This window comes from Streptomyces sp. NBC_00009 (assembly GCF_045040855.1).
GTDB classification, from domain to species: domain Bacteria; phylum Actinomycetota; class Actinomycetes; order Streptomycetales; family Streptomycetaceae; genus Streptomyces; species Streptomyces aureus.
The window spans coordinates 1,614,447-1,635,574 of record NZ_CP108312.1 but is presented as its reverse complement, the minus strand read 5'-3'; the positions used below and the strand labels follow the sequence as shown (position 1 = coordinate 1,635,574).

Sequence of the window (21,128 nt, the reverse complement as noted above, 5' to 3'; positions counted from 1 at the left end):
GCGCGTCTCCCGGCGCGCACCGGCACAAGGCTGGGGGCTCGGCGATGCGCGCAGTTCCGGGAGCCCAGGACCCGGCCGGGATCACCGGCCCTTCGGCGGCAGGCCGCGCCACGTGCCCCTTCGTGCCGTCCGAGGTCTTGGAGGCATTCGGCGCCGGCGGGCTCCGCCCCGCACCCGGCCACCGCGGTCCCGACGACCCACCCCCGCCCAGCCTCCGCGCACCGGGGACCGACCGCGACCCCTACCCCCTGTACCGGACGCTCAGGACGTCGTACCCGCTCGTCCACGACGAGGCCTTCGGGGCGTGGCTCATCAGCCGCTACGGGGACGTGCGCGCCGCGCTCGCCGATCCGCGGCTCGTCGCCCCGCCGCCGGGACGGCCCCTGGCGCACCTGGAGGACCGCACCCACGCCGTGCACCGCGCACTGCTCCAGCCGGCGCTGCGCGGCCGCGCCCTGGCCGCTCTGCGGGCCGGTGTGGAACGCGCCGCGTACGTGCTCGCACGTCGCCTGGCGGAGCGTCAGGAGGTCGATCTTGTCGCGGAGTTCTGCCAGTGGCTGCCGGCCCTGGCGGCGGTGACCGCGCTCGGGCTGCCCCACGAGGACATCGCGCGCGTGCGCGAGTGGTGCCGCGAGGGCCTCACGCACCTCGGCGACGGCCACGGTGACCTGGACGCCTTTCTGCGTCCCCATGTCGCACGCCGCCGCGCGCGTCCCGGCGACGACCTGCTGTCCGTCCTCAGCACCGCACGGGCGGACGGCAGCCACCTCCCTGACGAGACCGTCGTCGGCCTCGCCGGGACGCTGCTCGGCGCCGGAGGCGAGGCCACGCATCTCGCGCTCGCCTCGTTCCTCGCCAACCTGCTCGACCGCCCTGCCCAGTTGAGGCTCGTACGGGAGCGTCCCGCGCTGATACCGGCGGCCTGGGTGGAGTCCCTGCGCCGCGACCCCGCCGTGCACATCGTGCTGCGCCGCGCCCTCGTGCCCGTCGTCACCGGCGCCGGGACGATACCCGCGGGCGCCGACGTCGCCTGTCTCGTGGGCGCCGCGGGCCGCGACCCGGCGCGCTTCGCCGTCCCCGACCGCTACGACCTCCTGCGCCCGGCGCCCGGACAGCTGGCCTTCGGCGCGGGCCGCCACCGCTGCCTCGGTGTGCAGCTGGCCCGCCTCACCGCCGACTGCGCGCTGCACGCCCTCCTGGAGGCCCTCCCGCACCTGCGCTGGGCCCCTGGCGGCCGGCCCGCCTCCACCGGCCTCATCACGCGCGGCCCGAAGACGCTCCCGGTACTCCTCAGCTGACGGGCGCGCGTACGAGGAGTGCCACCGGATGCCGGTCGAACAGTTTCTCCACGCGCGCGTGGCCGGTGAACTCGCTTCCCGGGGCGAGCAGGTCGACCCACTGGCCCTCCGGGAGTGACAGCTCCGTGTCGCGCCAGCCGCCCGCCTCCGTGAGGCGCAGCGACAGTCGGGTCGCGGCGGCGACGACCTCTCCGGAGCGCGCGAACGCCACACAGTGCGCGGCGCCCGCCCCCCGCGCGGCGACCGGTTCGTACGTCGATCCGCCGCCGAACCACTCCGGGTGCGCCCGGCGCAGCCGCAGCGCGGCGACGGTGAGCGCCAGTTTCTCGTCGGACAGATCGCCGGGGACGTCCCCCTCGTCGGAGTCGAGCCGCTCCAGCAGATCCAGGTCGAAGCGGGCCGGCGCACGGTTGTCCGGGTCCACCAGCGCCCGGTACTCGCGCTCCGTGCCCTGGTAGACGTCCGGCACCCCCGGCATCGTCAGATGGGCGAGAGCGGCCCCCAGGACGTTCGCCCGGACATGGGGCCGCAAGGAGTCCGCGAATGCGGCGACGGCCTCCCTGGGCGGCCCGCACGGGCCGGCGGCCACGAAGTCGCGCACCGCCTTCTCGTAGTGCGCGTCCGGCTCGGTCCAGCTCGTGTGCAGCCCCGCCTCGCGCACGTGCTTGAGCATCGCGCCCTGGAGCCGCTCGCCGTCCTGGTCGCCGAACCCGACCGCCGTCTGCCAGGCCGCCCAGGCGAGTTGGGGATCGGGCGCGCTCGCGCCGCCCTCGCGCGCGGTCCGCTCGGTGACCTTCGCGAGCAGATCGGCCCAGCGCCCGGGACACTGCGTGAGCACGGAGATCCCCGCCCGCACATCGGCGCTCCGCTTGGTGTCGTGGGTCGACAACACGGTGCCCGTGTACGGCCAGTCGCGCTGCACGCGCGCGCAGTACGCGTGGAACGACTCCGGGTCCACCGCCGGGCTCTGCGGCGTCCCGCCGACCTCCGTCGCCGACAGGAGGGGCGCGTGCCGGTAGAACGCCGTGTCCTCGACCGCCTTGGCGCGCAGCGCGGACGCCGTCTGCGCGAACCGCGCCCGGAACGCCTCGTGTTCGGGCCCCGACCCGCGCTTCCCGAGCGCCAGGTCCCGCACGGTGTCCACCGCCTCGGCCTCCTCGGCGACGGCGAACACCCCCTTGGCGTCCTCGGCGTCACCGGGCGTGAGCACGGTCTCGGGGTCCGCGCCCCCGGTCACGTACGGCCGGTACACGTCGAGGCGCACCAGGAGTTCGCGTACGGCGGCGCGCAGGGCCCACGGGGCGTGGTCGCGCAGGGCGGCGTCGGCGGCGCACAGCCGCCCCGCGTCGCGTGTGAGGCGGTCCACCTCGGCCGCCAGCTCGTGCGTGACGACCTTGTACGCGGCGCGGCGCGCCGTGGCGTCCCAGTCGCCGCCCCGGTCGGCGGCGGCCGCCGTGAAGCGGCGGAACAGGCCGAGCAGTTCGTCCGCGCCCGACGGGTCGGTGAACAGGCCGTCGATCCGGCGCAGCGCGTCGTAGCCCGTCGTACCGGCCACCGGCCAGGCGGCGGGCAGCTGTTCGTCCTCGCCGAGGATCTTCTCGACGACGGTCCAGCGCCCGGCGGCCGCGTCGGCGAGGTCCTTCAGATACGCGCCGGGGTCCGCGAGGCCGTCGGGGTGGTCGACGCGCAGCCCGTCGAGTACGCCCTCGCGCAGCAGCTGGACGATCTTCTCGTGGGTGGCGTCGAACACCTCCCGGTTCTCCACGCAGACCCCGATGAGGTCCGAAATGGTGAAGAAACGCCGGTAGTTGAGCTCGGTGCGGGCCAGGCGCCACCAGCCGAGCCGGTACCACTGCGCGTCGAGCAGCTCCGGAAGGGGCAGCGTCTCCGTGCCCTCGCGCAGCGGGAACGCGTGCTCGTAGTAGCGCAGCACACGCCCGTCCACCTCGAGGTGGTCCAGCTCGTGGCTCAGCCGGTGGCCGAGCACGGGCAGCAGGACCCGCCCTCCCTGCGCCTCCCAGTCGATGTCGAACCAGTGCGCGTAAGGGGAGTGCGGCCCGTCCCGCAGTACCTCCTGGAGGGGCCGGTTGAGCCCGGCCGCCGACGCCATGTGGTTGGGCACGATGTCGGCGATCAGGCCGAGCCCGTGCTCCCGCGCCGTCCGCGCGAGCGCCCGCAGCCCGGCCTCACCGCCCAGCTCGTCCCGCACGCGCGCGTGGTCCACGACGTCGTACCCGTGCGTGGAACCGGGTACGGCCTCCAGAACCGGCGACAGATGCAGGTGCGAGACACCCAGCGAGGCCAGATACGGGACGGCTCCGGCGGCCGCGGCGAACGGGAACGCCGGCTGGAGCTGCATCCGGTACGTGGCCGTGGGCGGGGCGGGGACCCCGCCCTCTTGATGGTCCGGTGTCATGCGCGTCATGCGAACCTACGTACCCGCCCCGGCGTCTTTCGTGTCATCGCCGCATGCATATGTCACCGGCGCCGTCGATAGCTTCGAACGATGGCACAGGCAGCGGGGGGAACGTCGGCGACATACCGCGAGGTGCTCGGGGCGACCGGGGCACTGCTCCCGGTGATCTCGTTCTTCGGGCGGCTGCCGGTGGCGGTGATCCAGTTCGGCAGCGTCCTGCTGATCACCAGGACGAGCGGTTCCCTCGCGACCGGAGGGACCGTGGCCTGCGCGCTCGCGCTCGGACAGGTGGCCATGGGGCCCGTCGTCGGCCGGCTCGCCGACCGGCGCGGGCAGCGGAGCGTCGTCCTGTGCTGCTCGCTGCTGAACGCCCTCGCGATCGCCTGCTACACGCTCGGCGCCCTCGCGGGACTCCCCACGCCGCTCCTGGTGGCGCTCGGCGTGCTCGCCGGGGCCACGGTGCCGGGGATCGGCCCGCTGGCCAGGGCCCGGGGCGTCGCGCTCGTCCGCCGCGGGGGTGCGGACGAGCGCGTCGTGAACACGGTGCTGTCACTGGAGAGCACGATGGACGAGCTGTCGTTCGTCCTCGGGCCCGCGCTGATCGGCGTCGCGGCCTTCGTCGGCCACCCCGCGTACGCGTTCGGGGCCGCCGCTCTCCTGGTCGCCGGCTGCGGCACGGCGTTCGCGCTGCACCCGACGGCGACGGCGGTCCGGCCCGCGACGGCGCCCGCCCCCAAGGAGCCGCGGGCCCGGCGCCCCCGCATGCCGCGCGAGGTCCGGCTCGTGCGCCTCGGCCTCGTCCTCCTCGGCGTCCTCCTGGGCGGCTGCGGGGCCGGGATCACGGCGCTCACCCAGAAGCTCGGCCAGGAGGACCAGGCGGGCCTCGTCTACGCCGCCATGGGCGTCATGAGCGCCGCCGTCGGCCTGTCCATGGCCGCCGTGCCGGAGCGCTTCGGGCTCGCGCTGCGCTGGCGGGTCGCCACGGCCGCCGCCGCGCTCCTGTCCCTCCTGCTGATCGGCACGCAGAGCATGCCGGGCCTCTACGTGGCGGTGACCGTGTTCGGCGCTGTCTTCGCGCCGAACCTGATCACCGGCTTCGGACTCACCGAACGCGCCGTGCCGCGCGAACGTCTCGCCGAGGGCATGACGTTCGCCGCGAGCGCCTTCGTCGGCGGGCAGGCGGTCACGCTCGCCGTGGCGGGCCGCCTCGCCGAGTCCCACGGCCCCGCCGCGGCGTTCACCGTCGGCAGCGTGGCCGCGGCCCTCGCGTTCGGCGTCGCACTTGTCGTAAAGGCCCCGGCGGGACCAGGAGTCACGCCGGTCGCTGCAACACCGTCAGGCTCCGGTCGAGGAGCGTGAGGCGGTCACCGGCCTTTACCTTCGCGCCGGTCCCGAGGGGCACGGCTTCGGGCAGCGCCGTGTCCACGACGACCTCCCACTGCCGGCCGTGGTTGACCGGCACGAGGAACTCCAACGCGTCGGGCGACGCGTTGAACAGCAGCAGGAACGAGTCGTCCGAGATGCGCTCGCCCCGGGGGCCCGGCTCCGAGATCGCGTGCCCGTTGAGGAACACCGACAGGGCCCGCGCCTGCGCCGCGCCCCAGTCGTCCCGCGTCATCTCCTCGCCCTCCGGAGTGAACCAGGCGATGTCGCTCAGCTCGTCGTGGGTGCCCTCGACCGGCCGCCCGTGGAAGAAGCGGCGCCTGCGGAACACCGGGTGGTCACGCCGGAGCCGCGCCATCGCGCGCGTGAACGCCAGCAGGGCGTCCTGCTCTGTGCTCTCGGGGGTCTCGGGCCAGCGCACCCAGGCCAGCTCGCTGTCCAGGCAGTAGGCGTTGTTGTTGCCGTTCTGCGTGCGCCCCAGCTCGTCCCCGTGGCTGAGCATCGGCACGCCCTGGGAGAGCATCAGCGTCGCGATGAAGTTGCGGATCTGACGGTTCCGCAGGCCGAGCACCCCGGGGTCGTCGCTGTCGCCCTCCGTGCCGCAGTTCCACGACCGGTTGTGGCTCTCCCCGTCGCGGTTGCCCTCGCCGTTCGCCTCGTTGTGCTTCTCGTTGTACGAGACCAGGTCGCGCAGGGTGAAACCGTCGTGGCACGTGACGAAGTTGATGGAGGCGAGCGGCCGGCGGCCGTCGTCCTGGTAGAGGTCGGACGAGCCGGTCAGCCGTCCGGCGAACTCGGCGAGGGTGCGCGGCTCGCCCCGCCACAGATCCCGGACGGTGTCCCGGTACTTGCCGTTCCACTCCGTCCACAGCGGCGGGAAGTTGCCCACCTGGTAGCCGCCCTCGCCGACGTCCCACGGCTCGGCGATCAGCTTCACCTGGGAGACCACCGGGTCCTGCTGCACGAGGTCGAAGAACGACGACAGCCGGTCCACCTCGTGGAACTGCCTCGCCAGCGTGGCCGCCAGGTCGAAGCGGAACCCGTCGACGTGCATCTCGGTGACCCAGTAGCGCAGCGAGTCCATGATCATCTGGAGGACGTGCGGCGAGCGCATGAGCAGCGAGTTCCCGGTGCCCGTGGTGTCCATGTAGTAGCGGCGGTCGTCCGCGAGACGGTAGTACGAGGCGTTGTCGAGGCCCCTGAAGGACAGCGTCGGGCCCAGGTGGTTGCCCTCGGCCGTGTGGTTGTAGACGACGTCGAGGATGACCTCGATCCCGGCCTCGTGCAGCGCCCGCACGGCCGACTTGAACTCCAGGACCTGCTGCCCGCGGTCGCCCCAGGACGCGTAGGCGTTGTGGGGCGCGAAGAAGCCGATGGTGTTGTAGCCCCAGTAGTTGTTCAGGCCCATCTCCACCAGCCGGTGGTCGTTGACGAACTGATGGACCGGCATCAGTTCGAGCGCCGTCACGCCCAGCTCCGTGAGGTGCTCCAGGATCGCCGGGTGCGCGAGCGCCGCGTAGGTGCCGCGCAGCTCCTCCGGGAGCGCCGGGTGCGTCATCGTGAGGCCCTTCACATGGGCCTCGTAGATCACCGTGTGGTGGTACTCGGTGCGCGGTGGGCGGTCGTCGCCCCAGTCGAAGTACGGGTTGACCACGACCGACGTCATCGTGTGCGGCGCCGAGTCCAGGTCGTTGCGCTTGTCGGGCGACCCGAAGGGATACCCGTACACCGCCTCGCCCCAGTCGATCCGGCCGCTGATCGCACGTGCGTACGGATCGAGGAGCAGCTTCGACGAGTTGCACCGCTGCCCGCGCTCCGGGGTGTACGGGCCGTGTGCGCGGAAGCCGTACCGCTGGCCCGGCATGATGCCGGGCAGATACGCGTGCCGCACAAAGGCGTCGGTCTCCCGCAACTCGACCGCGGTCTCCGACCCGTCGTCGTGCAGCAGACACAGCTCTATGCGCCGGGCGGCCTCCGAGAAGACCGCGAAGTTGGTGCCGGCGCCGTCGTAAGTGGCACCGAGTGGATACGCCTGTCCAGGCCAGACCTGCATGGGTACGACTCTTCCACTCCCGGCCCGGATGCCCCGGGCGACTTCCGCCAGAGTCTTCCCGAAAGTGACGGAACCACCTAGGAATTGGGCCCCTCTTAAAGGAAGACCACGCATACCCGTCCGCCCACAGGTGGGGCCGCGGGGACAACAGGGGGAAGATGTGCGAGAGCTCGCAAGACGCCATCTGGGGAAAATGATGGCGGGAGCGGCCGTCGCGGCCGCGGCGACCGCCGTGCTGCTGGGCGTGACCCTGCCAGGGGAGGCGGGCGCGGGTGACCAGGCCAAGGCCGGCTCCGCCCAGCAGGACGCGATCCCGAAGGACGGCGTGGTGGAAGCCGCGCCGAAGGAGGGCGACAAGGGCGTCGGCAGGGACCCGCTGACCGACGACGAGATCAAGCGCGCCGAACGGATAGCCGTCGCGAGCAACGGGCTGCGCAGGAGCGCGCGGGACGTCGAGGGCGACCGGGGGCCGCAGCACCTGTCCACGAACCTCAGCGAGGTGGACCCCACGCAGAGCGGCGCGCAGGCGGCAGAGCGGCGCGCCGAGGTCGTCTACTACGACTACAAGGCCGACACGGTCGTGACCAGGACCGTGAACCTCGACAGCGGCAAGGTCGAGAACACCGACACGGCGCACGGCGTGCAGCCGCCGCCGAGCCCCGAGGAGCTCCGGGAAGCGACGCAGCTCCTCATCGCGAACCCCCTCGGCGCCGGCCTGAAGAAGGACTACAAGGACGCCACCGGCAAGCAGCTCACGAGCACGGACCAGCTCGAACTGAGCGGCATGGTCTTCCGCAAGAAGACCGTCGCCCACGTCCCGTCGGGCCTCACCGCCTGCGGCGAGCACCGGTGCCTGCGCGTCGTCACCAAGGTCAGGAACGGGCCGTGGATCGACACCCGCGCCCTGGTCGTCGACCTCAGCGCGCGCACCGTCGGCCGCCTCGGCTGAGCCCCCACGCCCTCTTCTCCTCCTGTTCGAAGGAGTCATTCCGTATGCACGTCAACAGACTTCGGCGCGCCCGCGCCCGGGCCGCCGTCGCCCTCACGTCCCTCGCGCTGCTCGGCACCGCCGTCACCGCCGCGGGCCCCGCCACCGCCGCCCCGCAGGCGCCCGCCGCCGCGGCCCCGGCCTGCAGCACCGCGTACAAGATCGAGCAGGTCCTCGACGGGGGCACGACCTGGCGCATGTGCTGGCACTACAACACGCTGTCCGGGCTCGTCCTCGACAACGTCAGCTACCAGCCCAAGGACGAGCCCCAGCCGATCGCCGTCCTCACCAGCGCCCGCCTCGCGCAGGTGCACGTCCCCTACGACGACGGCGAGAACGAGTACGACGACGTCACCGGCACCGACTTCGGGTACGCCCTGCAGAACCTGAAGCCCGGCGAGTGCCCCGGCGGCACCATCAAGACCGTCAAGGTGCCCGACCGGGGCAACGTGCAGGGCCTGTGCACCACCACGCGCGCGCGTGGGCACGCGTACCGGCTCAACGACGACGAGAGCACCGGCGGCAGCGGCAAGGTCTACACCGCCCAGGGCAAGGACCTCCTCGTCTACACGGTCAACAAGGCGTCCTGGTACGAGTACATCACCGAGTGGCGGTTCTCCTCCGACGGGACGATCACGTCGAACGTCGGCGCGACCGGCAGCCTCTCCCCGTACGACTACAACGGCACGGACGGCAAGGGCTGGCCGCTCGGCAAGGGCGCCCGCGCCTACGCCGAGAGCCACGCCCACAACGTCTTCTGGCGGCTCAACTTCGGCCTCGACGGCTCCCCCAAGAGCAAGGTCGAGCAGTACGACTCCAAGGTCACCGCGCCGCACGGCAGCGGCAGCCCCACCACGAAGACCACCCGCACCCCCGTCACCAAGGAACTCGCCGGTGACGCGAAGGACATGCGCTGGTGGCGGGTCGTCAGCACCGCGGGCAAGAACAAGGACGGCCACCCCAGGTCCTACGAGTTCGTGCCCGGCCGCACAGCCAAGTTCCCCGGCCGTTCGTTCACCAAGCACGACGTGTACTTCACCGAGTACAAGAAGTGCGAGCAGTACGCGAGCGACAACCCGGCCGGGCACTGCGGCGGCGCCAGCGTCGACAAGTGGGTCGGCGGGCAGACGCTCACGCACCCGATCACCTGGGTCAACATCGGGTTCCACCACATCGCCCGGGACGAGGACCAGCAGCCGATGCCGGTCCACTGGCAGGGCTTCTCACTGGCCCCCAGGGACGTGACCGCTATGAATCCGCTCACTCCCGCCGACCTCGCGGACCAGAACGGCGTGCCCAGAAACGGTAGTTGAGAAACTACCCTGCCCATCCGGCTGCACCGCCGACCGCTCCCGGAGTACCCTTCCTTGATCGTTGCTGGGGTTGCTCGGGGGAGCGGAAGGCGGTGCGTGGGTGAGCTCGGGTGGGCTGGAGCTGCCCCCTGGTGACGCAGGTCACGAGGGGAGCTCCGCTGACGTCCCGCCCGGAGCGGTGTCCTTGGCACGGCCGATGGACATGGGATCCCAGATCGGACCGGAGTCGGAGTTCGCCTGGGGCGCCGACGCCTGGAGCGAGGTCCGTACGCGCGCGCAGCGGGCCGGCCGCGCCTACATCTGGCTGAACCTGGTCGAACAGCGGCTGCGGGCCGTGGTGGCCGCCGTGCTGCGCCCCATCTACGAACCCGTCCACGGGGACGACTGGGTCGTGGCTGCCGCCGGGCCCGCCGGGCAGGAGTGGGTCCAGCGGGCCGTCGCCGTGCGCGAGGTGAGCCGCCGCAAGGGCTACCTGCTCGACCCGGCCGACGACAACGTCCTCAGCTTCCTCACCCTGCCGCAGCTGCGCGAGCTGATGGTGCAGCACTGGCCCTGCTTCGAGCCGTACTTCGACGACCGCCGCGACGTCGAACTCGCCCTCGACGAGCTCGAGGTGACGCGGAACGTCGTCTCGCGCAACCGCGCCCTGTCCGAGGCCGTCCTCGCCCAGGCCGAGCGCGCCTCCGGGCGCCTCCTGGAGATGCTCGGCGCGGGCTCGGACGTCCCGTCCGCCCGCAGGCTCCCGGTGGACGCCGTCGAGGAACTCGTCGGCGACCGGTACGCCGACGTCGTGGGCGTGCACTCGGACCGGGTGCGGCTCCTGCGCCAGTTCCCGGCCGAGGACATCTTCGGCGGCGCGCGCCGCCTCGACGCCATCGGCATAGGCCTGAACATGCTGGTGCAGAACTTCTCGGGCCGCCGCCTCGTCCGGCTCGCCGAGTCCGGCTGCCGGGTGCGGCTGCTCTTCCTCAACCCCGCCTCCAGCGCCGTCAAGCGCAGGGAGCGCGAGCTGGGCCTCAAGCGGGGCGAGCTGAGCCGCGCCGTCGAGATGAACATCCTGCATATGCGCCGGGTGCGGGCCCGGCTGCGCGACCCGGGCGCCTTCGAGATCCAGGTCTACGACGAGACGCCGCGGTTCACCGCGTATCTCGTCGACGGCGACGGGTCGGACGGCGTCGGGGTCGTCCAGTCGTATCTGCGCCGGGCCAGGGGCATGGAGGCGCCGGTCCTCGTATTGCGCGGGCCCGGGCGCGTGGTGAAGGCCAATGCCCGGGACGGGGAGGAAGCCGGACTTTTCCCGACGTATCGCGAAGAATTCGAGCTGGCGTGGGCGGACGCCCGGCCCGTGTCCTGACCCCGCCGCACCCCGGGAAGCGGAACGCTCCCGGCCCGTTGTCAGTGCCCCATGTCATCGTGGTGGCCACTGGGGGAGACACGGGGACGCACCATGAAGAAGGGGGCCGCGATGGGATGGCACCAGGAGCTGCTGGTCGGCTTCGACCTGGAGACCACGGGGACGGATCCGCGCGAGGCGCGCATCGTCACGGGCGCGGTGATAGAGGTCAAGGACGCGAGGCCGCTGGGTCACCGGCAGTGGCTCGCGGACCCGGGGGTCGAGATCCCGGCCGACGCGGTCGCCGTGCACGGGATCAGCAACGAGAGAGCGGCGTCCGACGGTGAGCCGGCCGACCGGGTCGCGGACTCCATAGCGCAGACGCTCGTCGGGTACTGGCGCACGGGCGTGCCCGTCGTCGCGTACAACGCCGCGTTCGACCTGACCCTGCTCTCCGCCGAGCTGCGCCGCCATGGCCTGCCGTCGCTGCGGGAGCGGCTCGGCGGCATGGACCCGGCGCCCGTCATCGACCCGTACACGATCGACCGCTCGGTGGACCGCTACCGCAAGGGCAAGCGGAACCTCGAGGCGGTGTGCGCGGAGTACGGCGTGACGCTCGAGTCCGCGCACGACGCCTCCGCCGACGCCCTCGCCGCCGCGCGCCTGGCCTCCGCGATAGCCGGCCGCCACCCGAAGGTCGCCTCCCTCGGACCGGCTCGCCTCCACGAATCCCAGATCGAGTGGTACGCGCAATGGGCGGCGGACTTCCAGTCCTTCCTGCGCCGCAAGGGCGACGCACAGGCGGTGGTCGAGGCGACGTGGCCGATGCGGGAGCTGACGGGGCCCGGGGTCTGAGCGGTGAGGCGGGGGGCTTCACGGAGCCACCGGCCCGGGGGCCGGTGGCTCCGTGAAGATCCCGCCGCCACCGGGCCGCCCTACACGGCCACCCGCCTCCACTGCTGCGACGCCGCGCCCGTGTACGTCTGCTGGACGACCGCCGTGCCCGTCGCCGTCGAACCGCCGGCCGCGCCGAGGGACTTGCCCGTGCGGACGCACACCAGGCGGACGTGGCCACCGTCCGTGGACTCCGCGCGCCAGTGCTGGTTGTCCGCGCCGGTGGCCCGGTACTGGACGATCGGGGCGTTCTCCGTGGCCTGGCCGCCGCTGACGTCCGCCGTCAGGCCGGAGTGCACGTTGGTCAGGCGGTGGCCGCCGTCCAGGGCCTCCGCGAACTTCCACTGCTGCGACGCGCCGCCCGTGCGCGCGCCCAGGACCAGCGGCGCGGACTCGGCGGTCCCCGACACCTCGATCGCCATGCCGCTGTCGGCCCGGTTGACGAGGACGTAGCGCTGCGACGCGTACGAGGGGGCCAGGGTGATGCTCGCGCCCGGCTTCAGGCTGACGTCCTTCGTCCAGGAGCCGGCCCGTACGCGGGTGGTGCGGCCGCCGGTCGAGGTGAGCCGGAGCTTCGTCGCCACGCCGTCCTTCCACTCCAGGTCGGCCGTGAACCCGCCGCGCACGCCGATGCCGGTGACCTTGCCCGACGCGCCCCACGCGACCGGCAGAGCGGGCAGGAGTTCGACGAGGCCGGGGCGGGAGTAGAGAAGCATCTCGATCACGGCGGCCGTCGTGCCGAAGTTGGCGTCGATCTGGAACACCGAGCTGTCGCCGCCCAGTTGGTACATGTCGAAGAAGTTCGGCGCGGTGCCGTTGCTGTGGTTCACGGAGGGCCGCAGCACCGTGCCGACGAGCTGGTACGCCTTCTCCGCGTCCTTCATCCGCGCCCAGCACAGGGCGCGCCACGCGCAGCCCCAGCCGTAGGTGTCCATGCCGCGGGCCGTGAGGCCCTTGTCGACGCCGACGAGGACGTCGTGCGGGCTGCGGTCGCGGCTGACGCGGTCGCCGGGGAACAGGCCGACGAAGTGGGAGAGGTGCCGGTGCTGCGTCTCGCCGAGGTTCGCGCCGCCCATCCACTCCTCCATCCACCCAGTGGTGGGGCTGACACGCGGCAGGTACAGCCGGTCCTGGAGGGCGGTGACGCGGCGGGCGTACGCCTTGGAGGTGCCGAGGGCCGCCGTGGCGGTGCGGAAGTTCTCGAAGAGCTGCCACACCAGCTCCTGGGCGTACGTGATGCCGCGCGCGTCGGTCGGGCCGTGCTCCGGCGACCAGTCGTGGTCGTCGACGAGCACCTCGACGTCCGCCCCGGTCCTCGGGTCCTTCACCGTCGCCGTGACGAGCCGCTTCTCCCAGAACGCGCAGGCCCCCTCCAGGAGCGGCAGGATCTTCGCCAGGTAGCGCCGGTCGAGGGTGAACTCGTAGTGCTCGAAGAGGGAGTTGCACAGCCAGGCGTTGCCCGCCGGGTGCCACCACCAGCCGGGGCCGCCCATGGTGTTGGTGGAGATCGCCGTGGTCCAGCCGGCGATCTCGCCGCTCGTGTTGCGGAAGCCGTTGCGCGGGTCGTTGAACAGTTCGCGGGTGCGCTTCTCCCAGTGCGGGACCTGGGCGAGGCAGTAGTCGGCGAGCGCGTCGAAGCAGTCGGGCAGGCCAGTCCTGTCGGTGGGCCAGTAGTTCATCTGGAGGTTGATGTCGGTGTGGTAGTCCGCCATCCACGCCGGGTCGTTCCGGTCGATCCACAGGCCCTGGAGGTTGAGCGGCAGCGAGGAGCGCGAGCCGCACACCGTGAGGTAGCGGCCGAACTGGACGTACGACGCCTCGAGTTCGGGGTCGGGGCGGCCACCGGAGGCCTGCCGGGCCAGGAGCCGCTTGTCGGTGTCCAGGGCCCGCTGCGCGTCGGTGGACGCGCCCAGGTCGACGCTCATGGTGTCGAACAGGGCGCGGTGGTCGGCGACATGGGCGGCGAGAAGACGGGTCGCGCCGGCCTGCGCCGCTGCGGCGGTCCGCGCGGCGGCGGTGGCGTGCGGGTCGGCGTCGCGGTCGATGAACCCGTCGGCGTCGGGGGAGTAGGAGGTGCCGCCGCTCAGGACGAGGAGCACCTCGTCGCAGCCCTCGAAGGTGACCGAGGAGCCGCTCGCGCCGACCGTGCCGCCGCGGTGCGTCGCGGCCCGCGCGACAGCGGCGTAGGCGAGGCCGTTGTCGAGTTTCGCGGCGAAGCCGGCCGAGGCGGTGGCGGGGTCCACGGCGATCGGCTCGCCGCGTGTCCCGGTCAGCGTGAGGCGTCCGCTCCAGGTGCCACCCCCTACGCGTGTGAGCCGGACGACGATCACGTCGTCGGGGTGGCTGCAGTAGATCTCCCGCCGGTAGCGGGTGCCACCGAGCTCGTACTCCACCGTAGTCATGCCGTTGCTGAGGTCGAGGCGGCGCCGGTAGCCGCTCACGGCGGACGGGTCGTGCCCCGGCACCTCCAGATACGCCTTGACGAGGACGCCGTACGAGCCGAAGTGAGCGGTGTCGTAAGGGAATTGGCCGTCCGACTCCAGCGCGTCGTTCGCCCCGCCCGTCCACAGGCTGACGTCCGAGACGGACAGGACCTCGCGGGACGGGTGCCCGGAGACGACGGCCCCGAGGCGGCCGTTGCCGATCGGCAGCCCCTCCCGCATGAGCTGGTCCTCGGCGGCCGGGGACCCGTACCGCAGCGCGAGCGCGTCGGCCTCGGGTACGAGGCGTGGCGCGGCCGGGCGCCCGCCGGGTCTCGGCGCCGCCTGCGCCGCGAAGGCGGGTACTTGGCTCAGGGCCAGGAGAGATCCGATGGCTGAGCCGTATTTGAGAACGGAGCGGCGGGAGACGGCGGAGCCGGGTTCAGGGCGTGCGGGCATCAGGTCCTCCAGGCAAAGGTCGGCCAACTCCGCCGTACCTTGCTCCAGGACCCCATCACGGGAAAGAGATCGGATGAATTCAGCGCGAAAGTCCAACAACTCCTGAGCGGGAGTCCAACCGCCGCTTCGCGAGCGGAAGTTCGGCCGCCCATGCCCGAGCGGAGGTTCAGTCAAGCGCCGGGAACGGCACCCGTCAGAACGGGTACCAGCGCACCGCCGGATCCCCGTCCCGCAGAGACGCCACCCTGCGCTCGAACTCCGCGAGCGCCTTGGGGTTGGCCGGCGCGTGCTGGGCGACCCACGCGCAGCTCGCCGTCTCGCGCGCGCCGCGCAGCACGGCGCACCCGTCCCACTCCCGCACGTCCCAGCCGTACGTCCGCGTGAACGCGTCGTACGCCTCGGGGTCGAGGCCGTACCGGTCGCGGGAGAGCGCCATGACGACCAGGTCGTGCTCGCGCAGGTCGGCGGAGAACGTCTCCAGGTCGACGAGGACGGGCCCGTCGGGGCCGATGTGCACGTTGCGCGGCAGCGCGTCCCCGTGGATCGGGCCCGGCGTCAGACGCGGGACGAGCGCCGCCGCCGCGTCCGCGAAGCCGTCGCGCCGTTCACGCAGATACGCGGCGTCGGCGGGGGCGATCGCGTCGCCCGCGAGCCGCAGCCACCGCTCGACGCCGCCGAGCAGCTCGCGGCGCGGCAGCGCGAAGGGCGGCGCGGGCAGGGCGTGCACGAGGCGGAGCAGCTCGGCCAGGTCGCGCGGTTCGGCGGGGCGCAGCGCGGCCGGAACGCGGTGCCACAGCGTCACCGGGTGGCCGTCCACGAGGAGCGGTTCCGGCTCGGCGGCGCGCACGGCCGGCACGCCCTGGCCGGCGAGCCAGCCCGCGACGGCGAGCTCGTGCCGCGCCCGCTCCAGGAGTTCGGGGTCGCGGCCCACCTTGACCACGAGGTCACCGAGCGCGAACACGGCGTTCTCGCCGAGCGCCAGCAGCTCGGCCTCCAGCTCGCCGCCCCGCTGCCCGCCGGGGAGCCCCGCCGCCGCGAGCACCTTCCGCGCCTGCGCCTCGTCCATCACTTGCCTCCCGCCGATCACATGGTCCGGGCCCAGTCTCGCACCCGTTTCACGTGCGCAGACGCCCCGGTCGGCGCCGTAACGGACAACGTCGTGCGCAGTGGCTTGACGAGGCACGGGTCCCTCAGCACGATGACGGGGGCCGCCGGGGCGGCCGGACCCCCACCCGCCGCCCGAAGGAGTCGAATCCGTGACCTTGACGACCGCGACGACGCGGCCGGTGAAGCGTGCGTCCGGGCCACCCGGGCGGGGGCGCCCGGCGGACCGCGGAGCCTGGTTCCTGGTCCTGCCCGCGCTCATCCCGATCCTTGTGCTCAGCGTCGGGCCCCTGCTCTACGGCATCGCGCTGGCGTTCACCGACTCGCAGGCCGGCCGAACGGCGCCGACCCAATGGGTGGGGGCGCTCAACTTCCAGGACCTGCTGCACGACACGCTGTTCTGGGACTCGTTCCGGATCGGCCTGCTGTGGGCGGTCGGGGTGACCGTCCCGCAGTTCCTGCTCGCGCTCGGCCTCGCGCTCCTGCTCAACCAGAACCTCCGCTTCCGCTGGCTGGCGCGGGCGCTCGCGATCATTCCCTGGGCGATGCCCGAGGTGGTCGTCGGCATCATGTGGCGCCTCGTCTACAACCCGGACGCGGGCATCCTCAACGAGACCATCCGCGACCTCGGCCTCGGTGACGGGCGCGACTGGCTCACCGGTCTGGCGACCGCGCTGCCCGCCGTGATCGTCGTCGGCATCTGGGCGGGCATGCCACAGACCACCGTCGCCCTGCTCGCCGGACTCCAGAACACCTCGCCCGAACTCCACGAGGCCGCCGCGCTCGACGGCGCCGGCGCCTGGGGCCGCTTCCGCGCGGTGACGTGGCCCGCGCTCAGGCCGGTCGCCCTCGCCATCACCGCGCTCAACTTCATCTGGAACTTCAACTCGTTCGCCCTGGTCTACGTCCTGACCAACGGCGGCCCGGGCGGCCGGACCCGCCTGCCCATGCTCTTCGCCTACGAAGAGGCCTTCCGCTACGGCCAGTTCGGCTACGCGGCGGCGATGGGCTGCGTGATGGTCGCGGTCATCTCGGTCGTCCTCGCCTTCTACCTCGTGGGCCGGCTCAAGGGGGGCGACGAGCAGTGAGCCGTACCCGGACAGGCATCCGGCCGAGCAGGCCGGCGCGCGCGGGCCAGTACCTCGCGCTGCTCGCCTATCTCGTCTTCCTCGCGTTCCCGTTCCTGTGGCTGATCTCCACGGCGTTCAAGCCGCCCCGCGAACTCGCGAGCCTGCACCCCACGTGGATACCCAAGGACCCCACACTCGCCAACTTCCGCCAGGCCTTCGACGAGCAGCCGCTCCTGAGGGCCGCCGCCAACTCCGTGCTCGTGGCGGTCTGCGCGGCCCTGATCGCCGTCGTCATCGCGACCCCGATGGCGTACGTGATGGCCCGCCACCGCTCCGCGCTGTCCCGCGCGGCGACGGGCTGGGTGGTGGTCAGCCAGGCGTTCCCGTTCGTCCTGCTGATCATCCCGCTCTTCCTGATCCTGAAGAACCTGCACCTGATCAACTCGCTGCCCGGCCTGACCATGGTCTACGTCGTGTGGTCGCTGCCCTTCGCACTGTGGATGCTGGTCGGCTACGTCCGGGCCGTGCCGCCCGAGCTGGAGGAGGCGGCCGCCGTCGACGGAGCCGGAAAGCTGCGCACGCTCGTCTCCGTCACGGCGCCGCTGCTCGCGCCGGGCCTGGTGGCGACGGCCCTGTTCGCGTTCATCACCGCGTGGAACGAGTTCTTCTTCGCGCTGGTCCTGATGAAGACCCCGGAGCGGCAGACGCTGCCGGTGGTCCTGACGCACTTCCTCGGCGCGGAGGGCGTCGCCGACCTCGGGCCGCTGGCCGCCGCCGCGTTCCTCGCGACCCTGCCCTCACTGGTGATCTTCGCGCTCATCCAGCGCAGACTCACCGGCGGGATGCTGACCGGGGCGGTGAAGTCATGAGGCGCGTATCCCGGCTGGCCGCCGTCGCCGCGGCCGTGGCCCTGCTGCTCACCGGCTGTTCGTCCGGCGGGACGGCCGACGACGGCAAGATCACTCTCGAGTTCCAGTCCCTCGCCTGGCAGAAGGAGTCCGTCGACGCCAACAAGCAGCTCGTCAAGGAGTGGAACGCGGCGCACCCGGACATCCAGGTCAAGTACGTCCAGGGCAGCTGGGACAGCGTCCACGACCAGCTGCTCACCTCCTTCGAGGGAGGGGAGGCGCCCGACGTCATCCACGACGCCTCCGACGACCTTGCGGACTTCGCGTACGGCGGCTACCTCGCCGATCTGCGCGACCTGCTGCCCGCCCGCCTCAAGTCCGACATCCCGCAGCACAGTTGGGAGACCGCGACCTTCGGTGACGGCGTCTACGGCGTGCCGTTCCTCCAGGAGCCGCGCGTCCTCATCGCCAACGCGAAGATCCTGAAGGCGGCGGGTGTACGGATCCCGACGCCTGTGAAGCCCTGGTCCTGGGAGGAGTTCAGGGCTGTCACGAAGAAGCTGAGCGGCGACAAGAAGTTCGGCGTCGCGTGGCCGTTGAAGGAGCCCGTCTCGGCGACGCTCAACCTCTCCCTCTCGGCCGGCGGACGCATGTTCCACCGCGGCGCGGACGGCAAGGTGACGGTCGGCTTCGACGCCGCGGACCAGGTCGTGCCCCGCACGGTCCACGACCAGGTCAACACCGACGGCAGCGCCTCGGGCGCGACGCTCGGCATGGGCGGCTCGGACACGCTTCCCGGCTTCTTCGCGGGCAAGTACGCGATGGTCCCGCTCGGCTTCTCCTACCGCCAGCAGATCGTCCAGCAGGCGCCCAAGGGATTCGACTGGCAGGTGCTCCCGGCGCCCGCGGGACGTGACGGTCTGGCCCAGGGAGTATCCCCGCAGACCCTGTCCGTCGCCGAGGACAGCCCGCACAAGAAGGAGGCGGCGCAGTTCATCGACTTCCTCCTGCAGCCGCCGAACATGGTGCGCCTGGCGCTCGGTGACTGGATGCTGCCCACCGGCACCGAGGCGCTGAAGGACCCGGCCCTGCACACGGAGAAGAACGACTGGGCGACCGGCACGGCCCTCGCCGGTGACCTCCGCTCGGCCCCGGCGCAGTCGGTGCGCGGCTACGCGGAGTGGAAGGACAAGGTCGCGACGCCCGCGCTCCAGGAGTACTACAGCGGCTCGATCGGACTCGGTGAACTGCGTGACCGGCTGGTGAAGGACGGAAATCTGGTGCTCGCGAGGTATCAGAGGTAGGGCGGGACGTGGGGGAGGAGGAGGGGGTCACATGTCGAGGACGAGGCGTGCGCCCCGGCAGCGTGAGACGCAGATCATCAGCGTCTCGCCCGCCGCCCGCTCCTCCGCGGTGAGCACCGAGTCCCGGTGGTCCGCCGTGCCCTCCACGATGTCGGTCTCGCAGGTCCCGCAGGTGCCTTCCGCGCAGGAGTACAGCACCTCGATCCCCGCCTCCTGCACCGTGTGCAGGATGCTGCGGCCGGGCGGCACGGTCAGGGTGCGGCCGGAGCGCCGCAGCTCCACCGCGAAGGCGTGGTCCGTGCCGTCGGCGCCGGCAGGTCCGTCCTGCGCCGGCCGGAAACGCTCGGTGTGGGCGGCGCCCCGGGCCTCGACGGCGTCGAGGAGCGGTCCCGGGCCGCAGCAGTAGACCAGGGTGTCGTCGCCGTCCGTGTCCGGCGGGCCGAGATATCCGTCGAGGTCGAGGAGGCCCGTCTCGTCCTCCGGCGCGACGCGCACCTTCGCGCCGTAGGCGGAGAGTTGGCCGAGGAACGCCATCGAGCCGCGTGTCCGGCCGCCGTACAGCAGGCTCCACTCGGCGCCCGCCGCCTCGGCGGCGGCCACCATCGGAAGGATCGGGGTGATCCCGATGCCGCCCGCCACGAAGCGGTAGCCCGGTGCCTCGTGGAGCGGGAAGTGGTTGCGTGGTCCCCGGACGCGTACGACCGCGCCCGGGGTCAGGTTCTCGTGCACGTACGCCGATCCGCCGCGTCCGCGCGGTTCGTGGAGGACGGCGACGGTCCAGGCGGTGCGGTCGGCGGGGTCGCCGCACAACGAGTACGGGCGGACCAGGTCGTCGGTGAGGACCAGGTCCACGTGGGCACCCGGCTCCCAGGCGGGCAGTGGGTCACCCTCTGGGTGACGGAGCGTCAAGGACGCGACGCTGGTGGCCTCTTCGGTCCGTGCGGCGACGACGAGGTCGGTTTCGTAGGGCGGGGTCACCGGTCGTCCTCCTGGTGATCGGGGTGGGACAGCATCCACTGCCACATCGCCACGGGGTCCTGCGTGTCGTGCTCGGCCCCGCAGTGGCAGATGCCGTGCAGTTCGTCGGTGCCGGGGACCCAGTCGACGCGGTACACCTCGGCGGTGGGCGGGCGGCTCATCGCGCGACGTTGTCGGGGGCCGCGGACCGGTCGCCCTCGGCGGCGAGGCGGGACAGGATCCGGCGGGCGGCGAGACCGCCCGTGTCGATGTTGATACTGAGTTCCTGGTAGCCGGCGGGCTCGCTCTCCAGGGTCTTCTGGAGCAGGTTCAGCGCGTTCACGTCCTGCATGACCACCTCGTGGTTGAAGTCGCGCAGGAACGTGGACATCTCCTCGTCGCCGTGGCCGAAGTCGCGGGAGACGGCCCAGAAGTCGTAGACCTGGTCCGGCGTGGACGGTGTGATCGCGTAGGTGATCTCCACGTGGAAGGCGTCCGGGTCGGTGCCGTCGGGGTTCGGCAGGACGCCCTGCGGGGCGATGCGGCTGTGCAGCAGGTACAGGCAGGGGGCGTGGTACTCGATGTCCTGCCAGCGGGTGATACGGCCCTTGATGCCGGTGGAGTTGGCGTAGAACGGCGGACACTCGGCGTCGTCCATGTGCCGGCTGACGCGGACGATGCCCGCGCCCTCGTCGACCTCCGTCGTCATGGGGGTGTCGGCGACCTCGGGCGTGCCGATGTAGCCGCCGTGCAGATACGTCTCGTGGGAGAGGTCCATCAGGTTGTCGACCAGCAGGCCGTAGTCGGCGTCGATGGGCTCCATCCCGCCGACCGTCGTCCAGTGCGCGGGGTCGGCCAGGTGCGGGGCCCGCGGGATCGTCGTCCGGTCCGCGAGCGCCGGGTCGCCGATCCACACCCACACGAAGGAGTCCAGCTCGGCCACGGGGTACGAACTCACCCTGGCGGTACGGGGGATGCGCTTCTGCCCGGGGACGTACACGCAGGTGCCGGTCGTGTCGTAGGTGAAGCCGTGGTAGCCGCAGACCACCTTGTCGCCGTCGAGCCGGCTGTGCGAGAGCGGGAAGCGGCGGTGCACGCAGCGGTCCGCCAGGGCGACGACCTCGCCCGTGTCCTCGGTCCGGTAGAAGGCGATCGGTTCGCCGAGGACGGTGCGGGCGAGGAGCTCCCGCCCGACCTCGGTCCCGTACGCCGCTACATACCACTGGTTCCGTGCGAACTCGGACATGGCACTCCCGTCCCTGAAGGGCGAAGCGGCTCTGCTTCGCCG

Annotated in this window: 16 protein-coding genes; 9 read left to right on the top strand and 7 right to left on the bottom strand. The window is 72.3% G+C overall.

Annotation, left to right across the window (positions count from 1 at the left end; all coding sequences use genetic code 11):
• Positions 1 to 44 precede the first annotated feature (44 nt).
• Positions 45 to 1,298, top strand: coding sequence for a cytochrome P450 (locus OHA58_RS07300; protein WP_405477549.1), 1,254 nt, complete (start codon positions 45 to 47; stop codon positions 1,296 to 1,298).
• Here OHA58_RS07300 and treY read toward each other — a convergent pair.
• Positions 1,291 to 3,714, bottom strand: coding sequence for a malto-oligosyltrehalose synthase (gene treY, locus OHA58_RS07295; RefSeq protein ID WP_405484839.1), 2,424 nt, complete (start codon positions 3,712 to 3,714; stop codon positions 1,291 to 1,293). The two genes, OHA58_RS07300 and treY, sit on opposite strands and share 8 nt — an antisense overlap.
• Before the next feature lie 90 nt (positions 3,715 to 3,804).
• On the opposite strand from treY, the gene OHA58_RS07290 reads away from it, so the two are divergent.
• On the top strand, positions 3,805 to 5,073 hold the full coding sequence (locus OHA58_RS07290; RefSeq protein ID WP_405477547.1) for an MFS transporter: 1,269 nt from the start codon (positions 3,805 to 3,807) through the stop codon (positions 5,071 to 5,073).
• Here OHA58_RS07290 and glgX read toward each other — a convergent pair.
• Positions 5,027 to 7,150, bottom strand: coding sequence for a glycogen debranching protein GlgX (glgX, locus tag OHA58_RS07285; RefSeq protein ID WP_405477545.1), 2,124 nt, complete (start codon positions 7,148 to 7,150; stop codon positions 5,027 to 5,029). The genes OHA58_RS07290 and glgX overlap by 47 nt on opposite strands.
• 160 nt (positions 7,151 to 7,310) lie before the next feature.
• On the opposite strand from glgX, the gene OHA58_RS07280 reads away from it, so the two are divergent.
• The 4 genes from OHA58_RS07280 to OHA58_RS07265 all read left to right on the top strand — a co-directional run bounded on the left by OHA58_RS07280 (position 7,311) and on the right by OHA58_RS07265 (position 11,639).
• Entirely contained in the window at positions 7,311 to 8,099 is a 789-nt protein-coding gene (locus OHA58_RS07280; RefSeq protein ID WP_405477543.1) for a Tat pathway signal sequence domain protein, read from the top strand.
• Positions 8,100 to 8,143: 44 nt separating this feature from the next.
• On the top strand, positions 8,144 to 9,451 hold the full coding sequence (locus tag OHA58_RS07275) for a copper amine oxidase (RefSeq protein ID WP_405477541.1): 1,308 nt from the start codon (positions 8,144 to 8,146) through the stop codon (positions 9,449 to 9,451).
• Positions 9,452 to 9,551: 100 nt separating this feature from the next.
• Positions 9,552 to 10,805, top strand: coding sequence for an SAV2148 family HEPN domain-containing protein (locus tag OHA58_RS07270; RefSeq protein WP_405477539.1), 1,254 nt, complete (start codon positions 9,552 to 9,554; stop codon positions 10,803 to 10,805).
• Between the two features lie 111 nt (positions 10,806 to 10,916).
• Positions 10,917 to 11,639, top strand: a complete 723-nt coding sequence (locus OHA58_RS07265) for a 3'-5' exonuclease (RefSeq protein ID WP_405484837.1) — start codon at positions 10,917 to 10,919, stop codon at positions 11,637 to 11,639.
• 80 nt (positions 11,640 to 11,719) lie between these two features.
• On the opposite strand, the gene OHA58_RS07260 is transcribed toward OHA58_RS07265, so the two are convergent.
• Positions 11,720 to 14,557, bottom strand: coding sequence for a glycosyl hydrolase family 95 catalytic domain-containing protein (locus OHA58_RS07260; protein ID WP_405477537.1), 2,838 nt, complete (start codon positions 14,555 to 14,557; stop codon positions 11,720 to 11,722).
• Between the two features lie 193 nt (positions 14,558 to 14,750).
• The gene (locus OHA58_RS07255; RefSeq protein ID WP_405477535.1) at positions 14,751 to 15,623 is read right to left on the bottom strand and encodes a phosphotransferase enzyme family protein; all 873 of its coding nucleotides are present in this window, start codon (positions 15,621 to 15,623) and stop codon (positions 14,751 to 14,753) included.
• A 190-nt stretch (positions 15,624 to 15,813) separates the two neighbouring features.
• On the opposite strand from OHA58_RS07255, the gene OHA58_RS07250 reads away from it, so the two are divergent.
• The 3 genes from OHA58_RS07250 to OHA58_RS07240 are packed head-to-tail and all read left to right on the top strand — an operon-like array spanning position 15,814 to position 18,883.
• Complete coding sequence (locus tag OHA58_RS07250; RefSeq protein ID WP_405477533.1) at positions 15,814 to 16,749, top strand: carbohydrate ABC transporter permease; 936 nt, start codon at positions 15,814 to 15,816, stop codon at positions 16,747 to 16,749.
• A gap of 17 nt (positions 16,750 to 16,766) precedes the next feature.
• Positions 16,767 to 17,600 (top strand): carbohydrate ABC transporter permease, encoded by an 834-nt coding sequence (locus OHA58_RS07245; protein ID WP_329059487.1) that lies wholly within the window; start codon positions 16,767 to 16,769, stop codon positions 17,598 to 17,600.
• Positions 17,597 to 18,883, top strand: coding sequence for an ABC transporter substrate-binding protein (locus OHA58_RS07240; protein WP_405477531.1), 1,287 nt, complete (start codon positions 17,597 to 17,599; stop codon positions 18,881 to 18,883). The genes OHA58_RS07245 and OHA58_RS07240 overlap by 4 nt, the downstream gene beginning before the upstream one ends.
• Positions 18,884 to 18,910: 27 nt before the next feature.
• On the opposite strand, the gene OHA58_RS07235 is transcribed toward OHA58_RS07240, so the two are convergent.
• From OHA58_RS07235 to OHA58_RS07225, 3 genes are read right to left on the bottom strand one after another with little or no spacing between them, the layout of a single operon-like run.
• Entirely contained in the window at positions 18,911 to 19,861 is a 951-nt protein-coding gene (locus OHA58_RS07235; RefSeq protein WP_405477529.1) for a PDR/VanB family oxidoreductase, read from the bottom strand.
• Entirely contained in the window at positions 19,858 to 20,022 is a 165-nt protein-coding gene (locus tag OHA58_RS07230; protein WP_165914601.1) for a hypothetical protein, read from the bottom strand. Before OHA58_RS07230 ends, OHA58_RS07235 begins: the two co-directional genes overlap by 4 nt.
• Positions 20,019 to 21,086: a Rieske 2Fe-2S domain-containing protein gene (locus tag OHA58_RS07225; protein WP_405477526.1), complete on the bottom strand. Its 1,068-nt coding sequence runs from the start codon at positions 21,084 to 21,086 to the stop codon at positions 20,019 to 20,021. Before OHA58_RS07225 ends, OHA58_RS07230 begins: the two co-directional genes overlap by 4 nt.
• Positions 21,087 to 21,128: the final 42 nt, after the last annotated feature.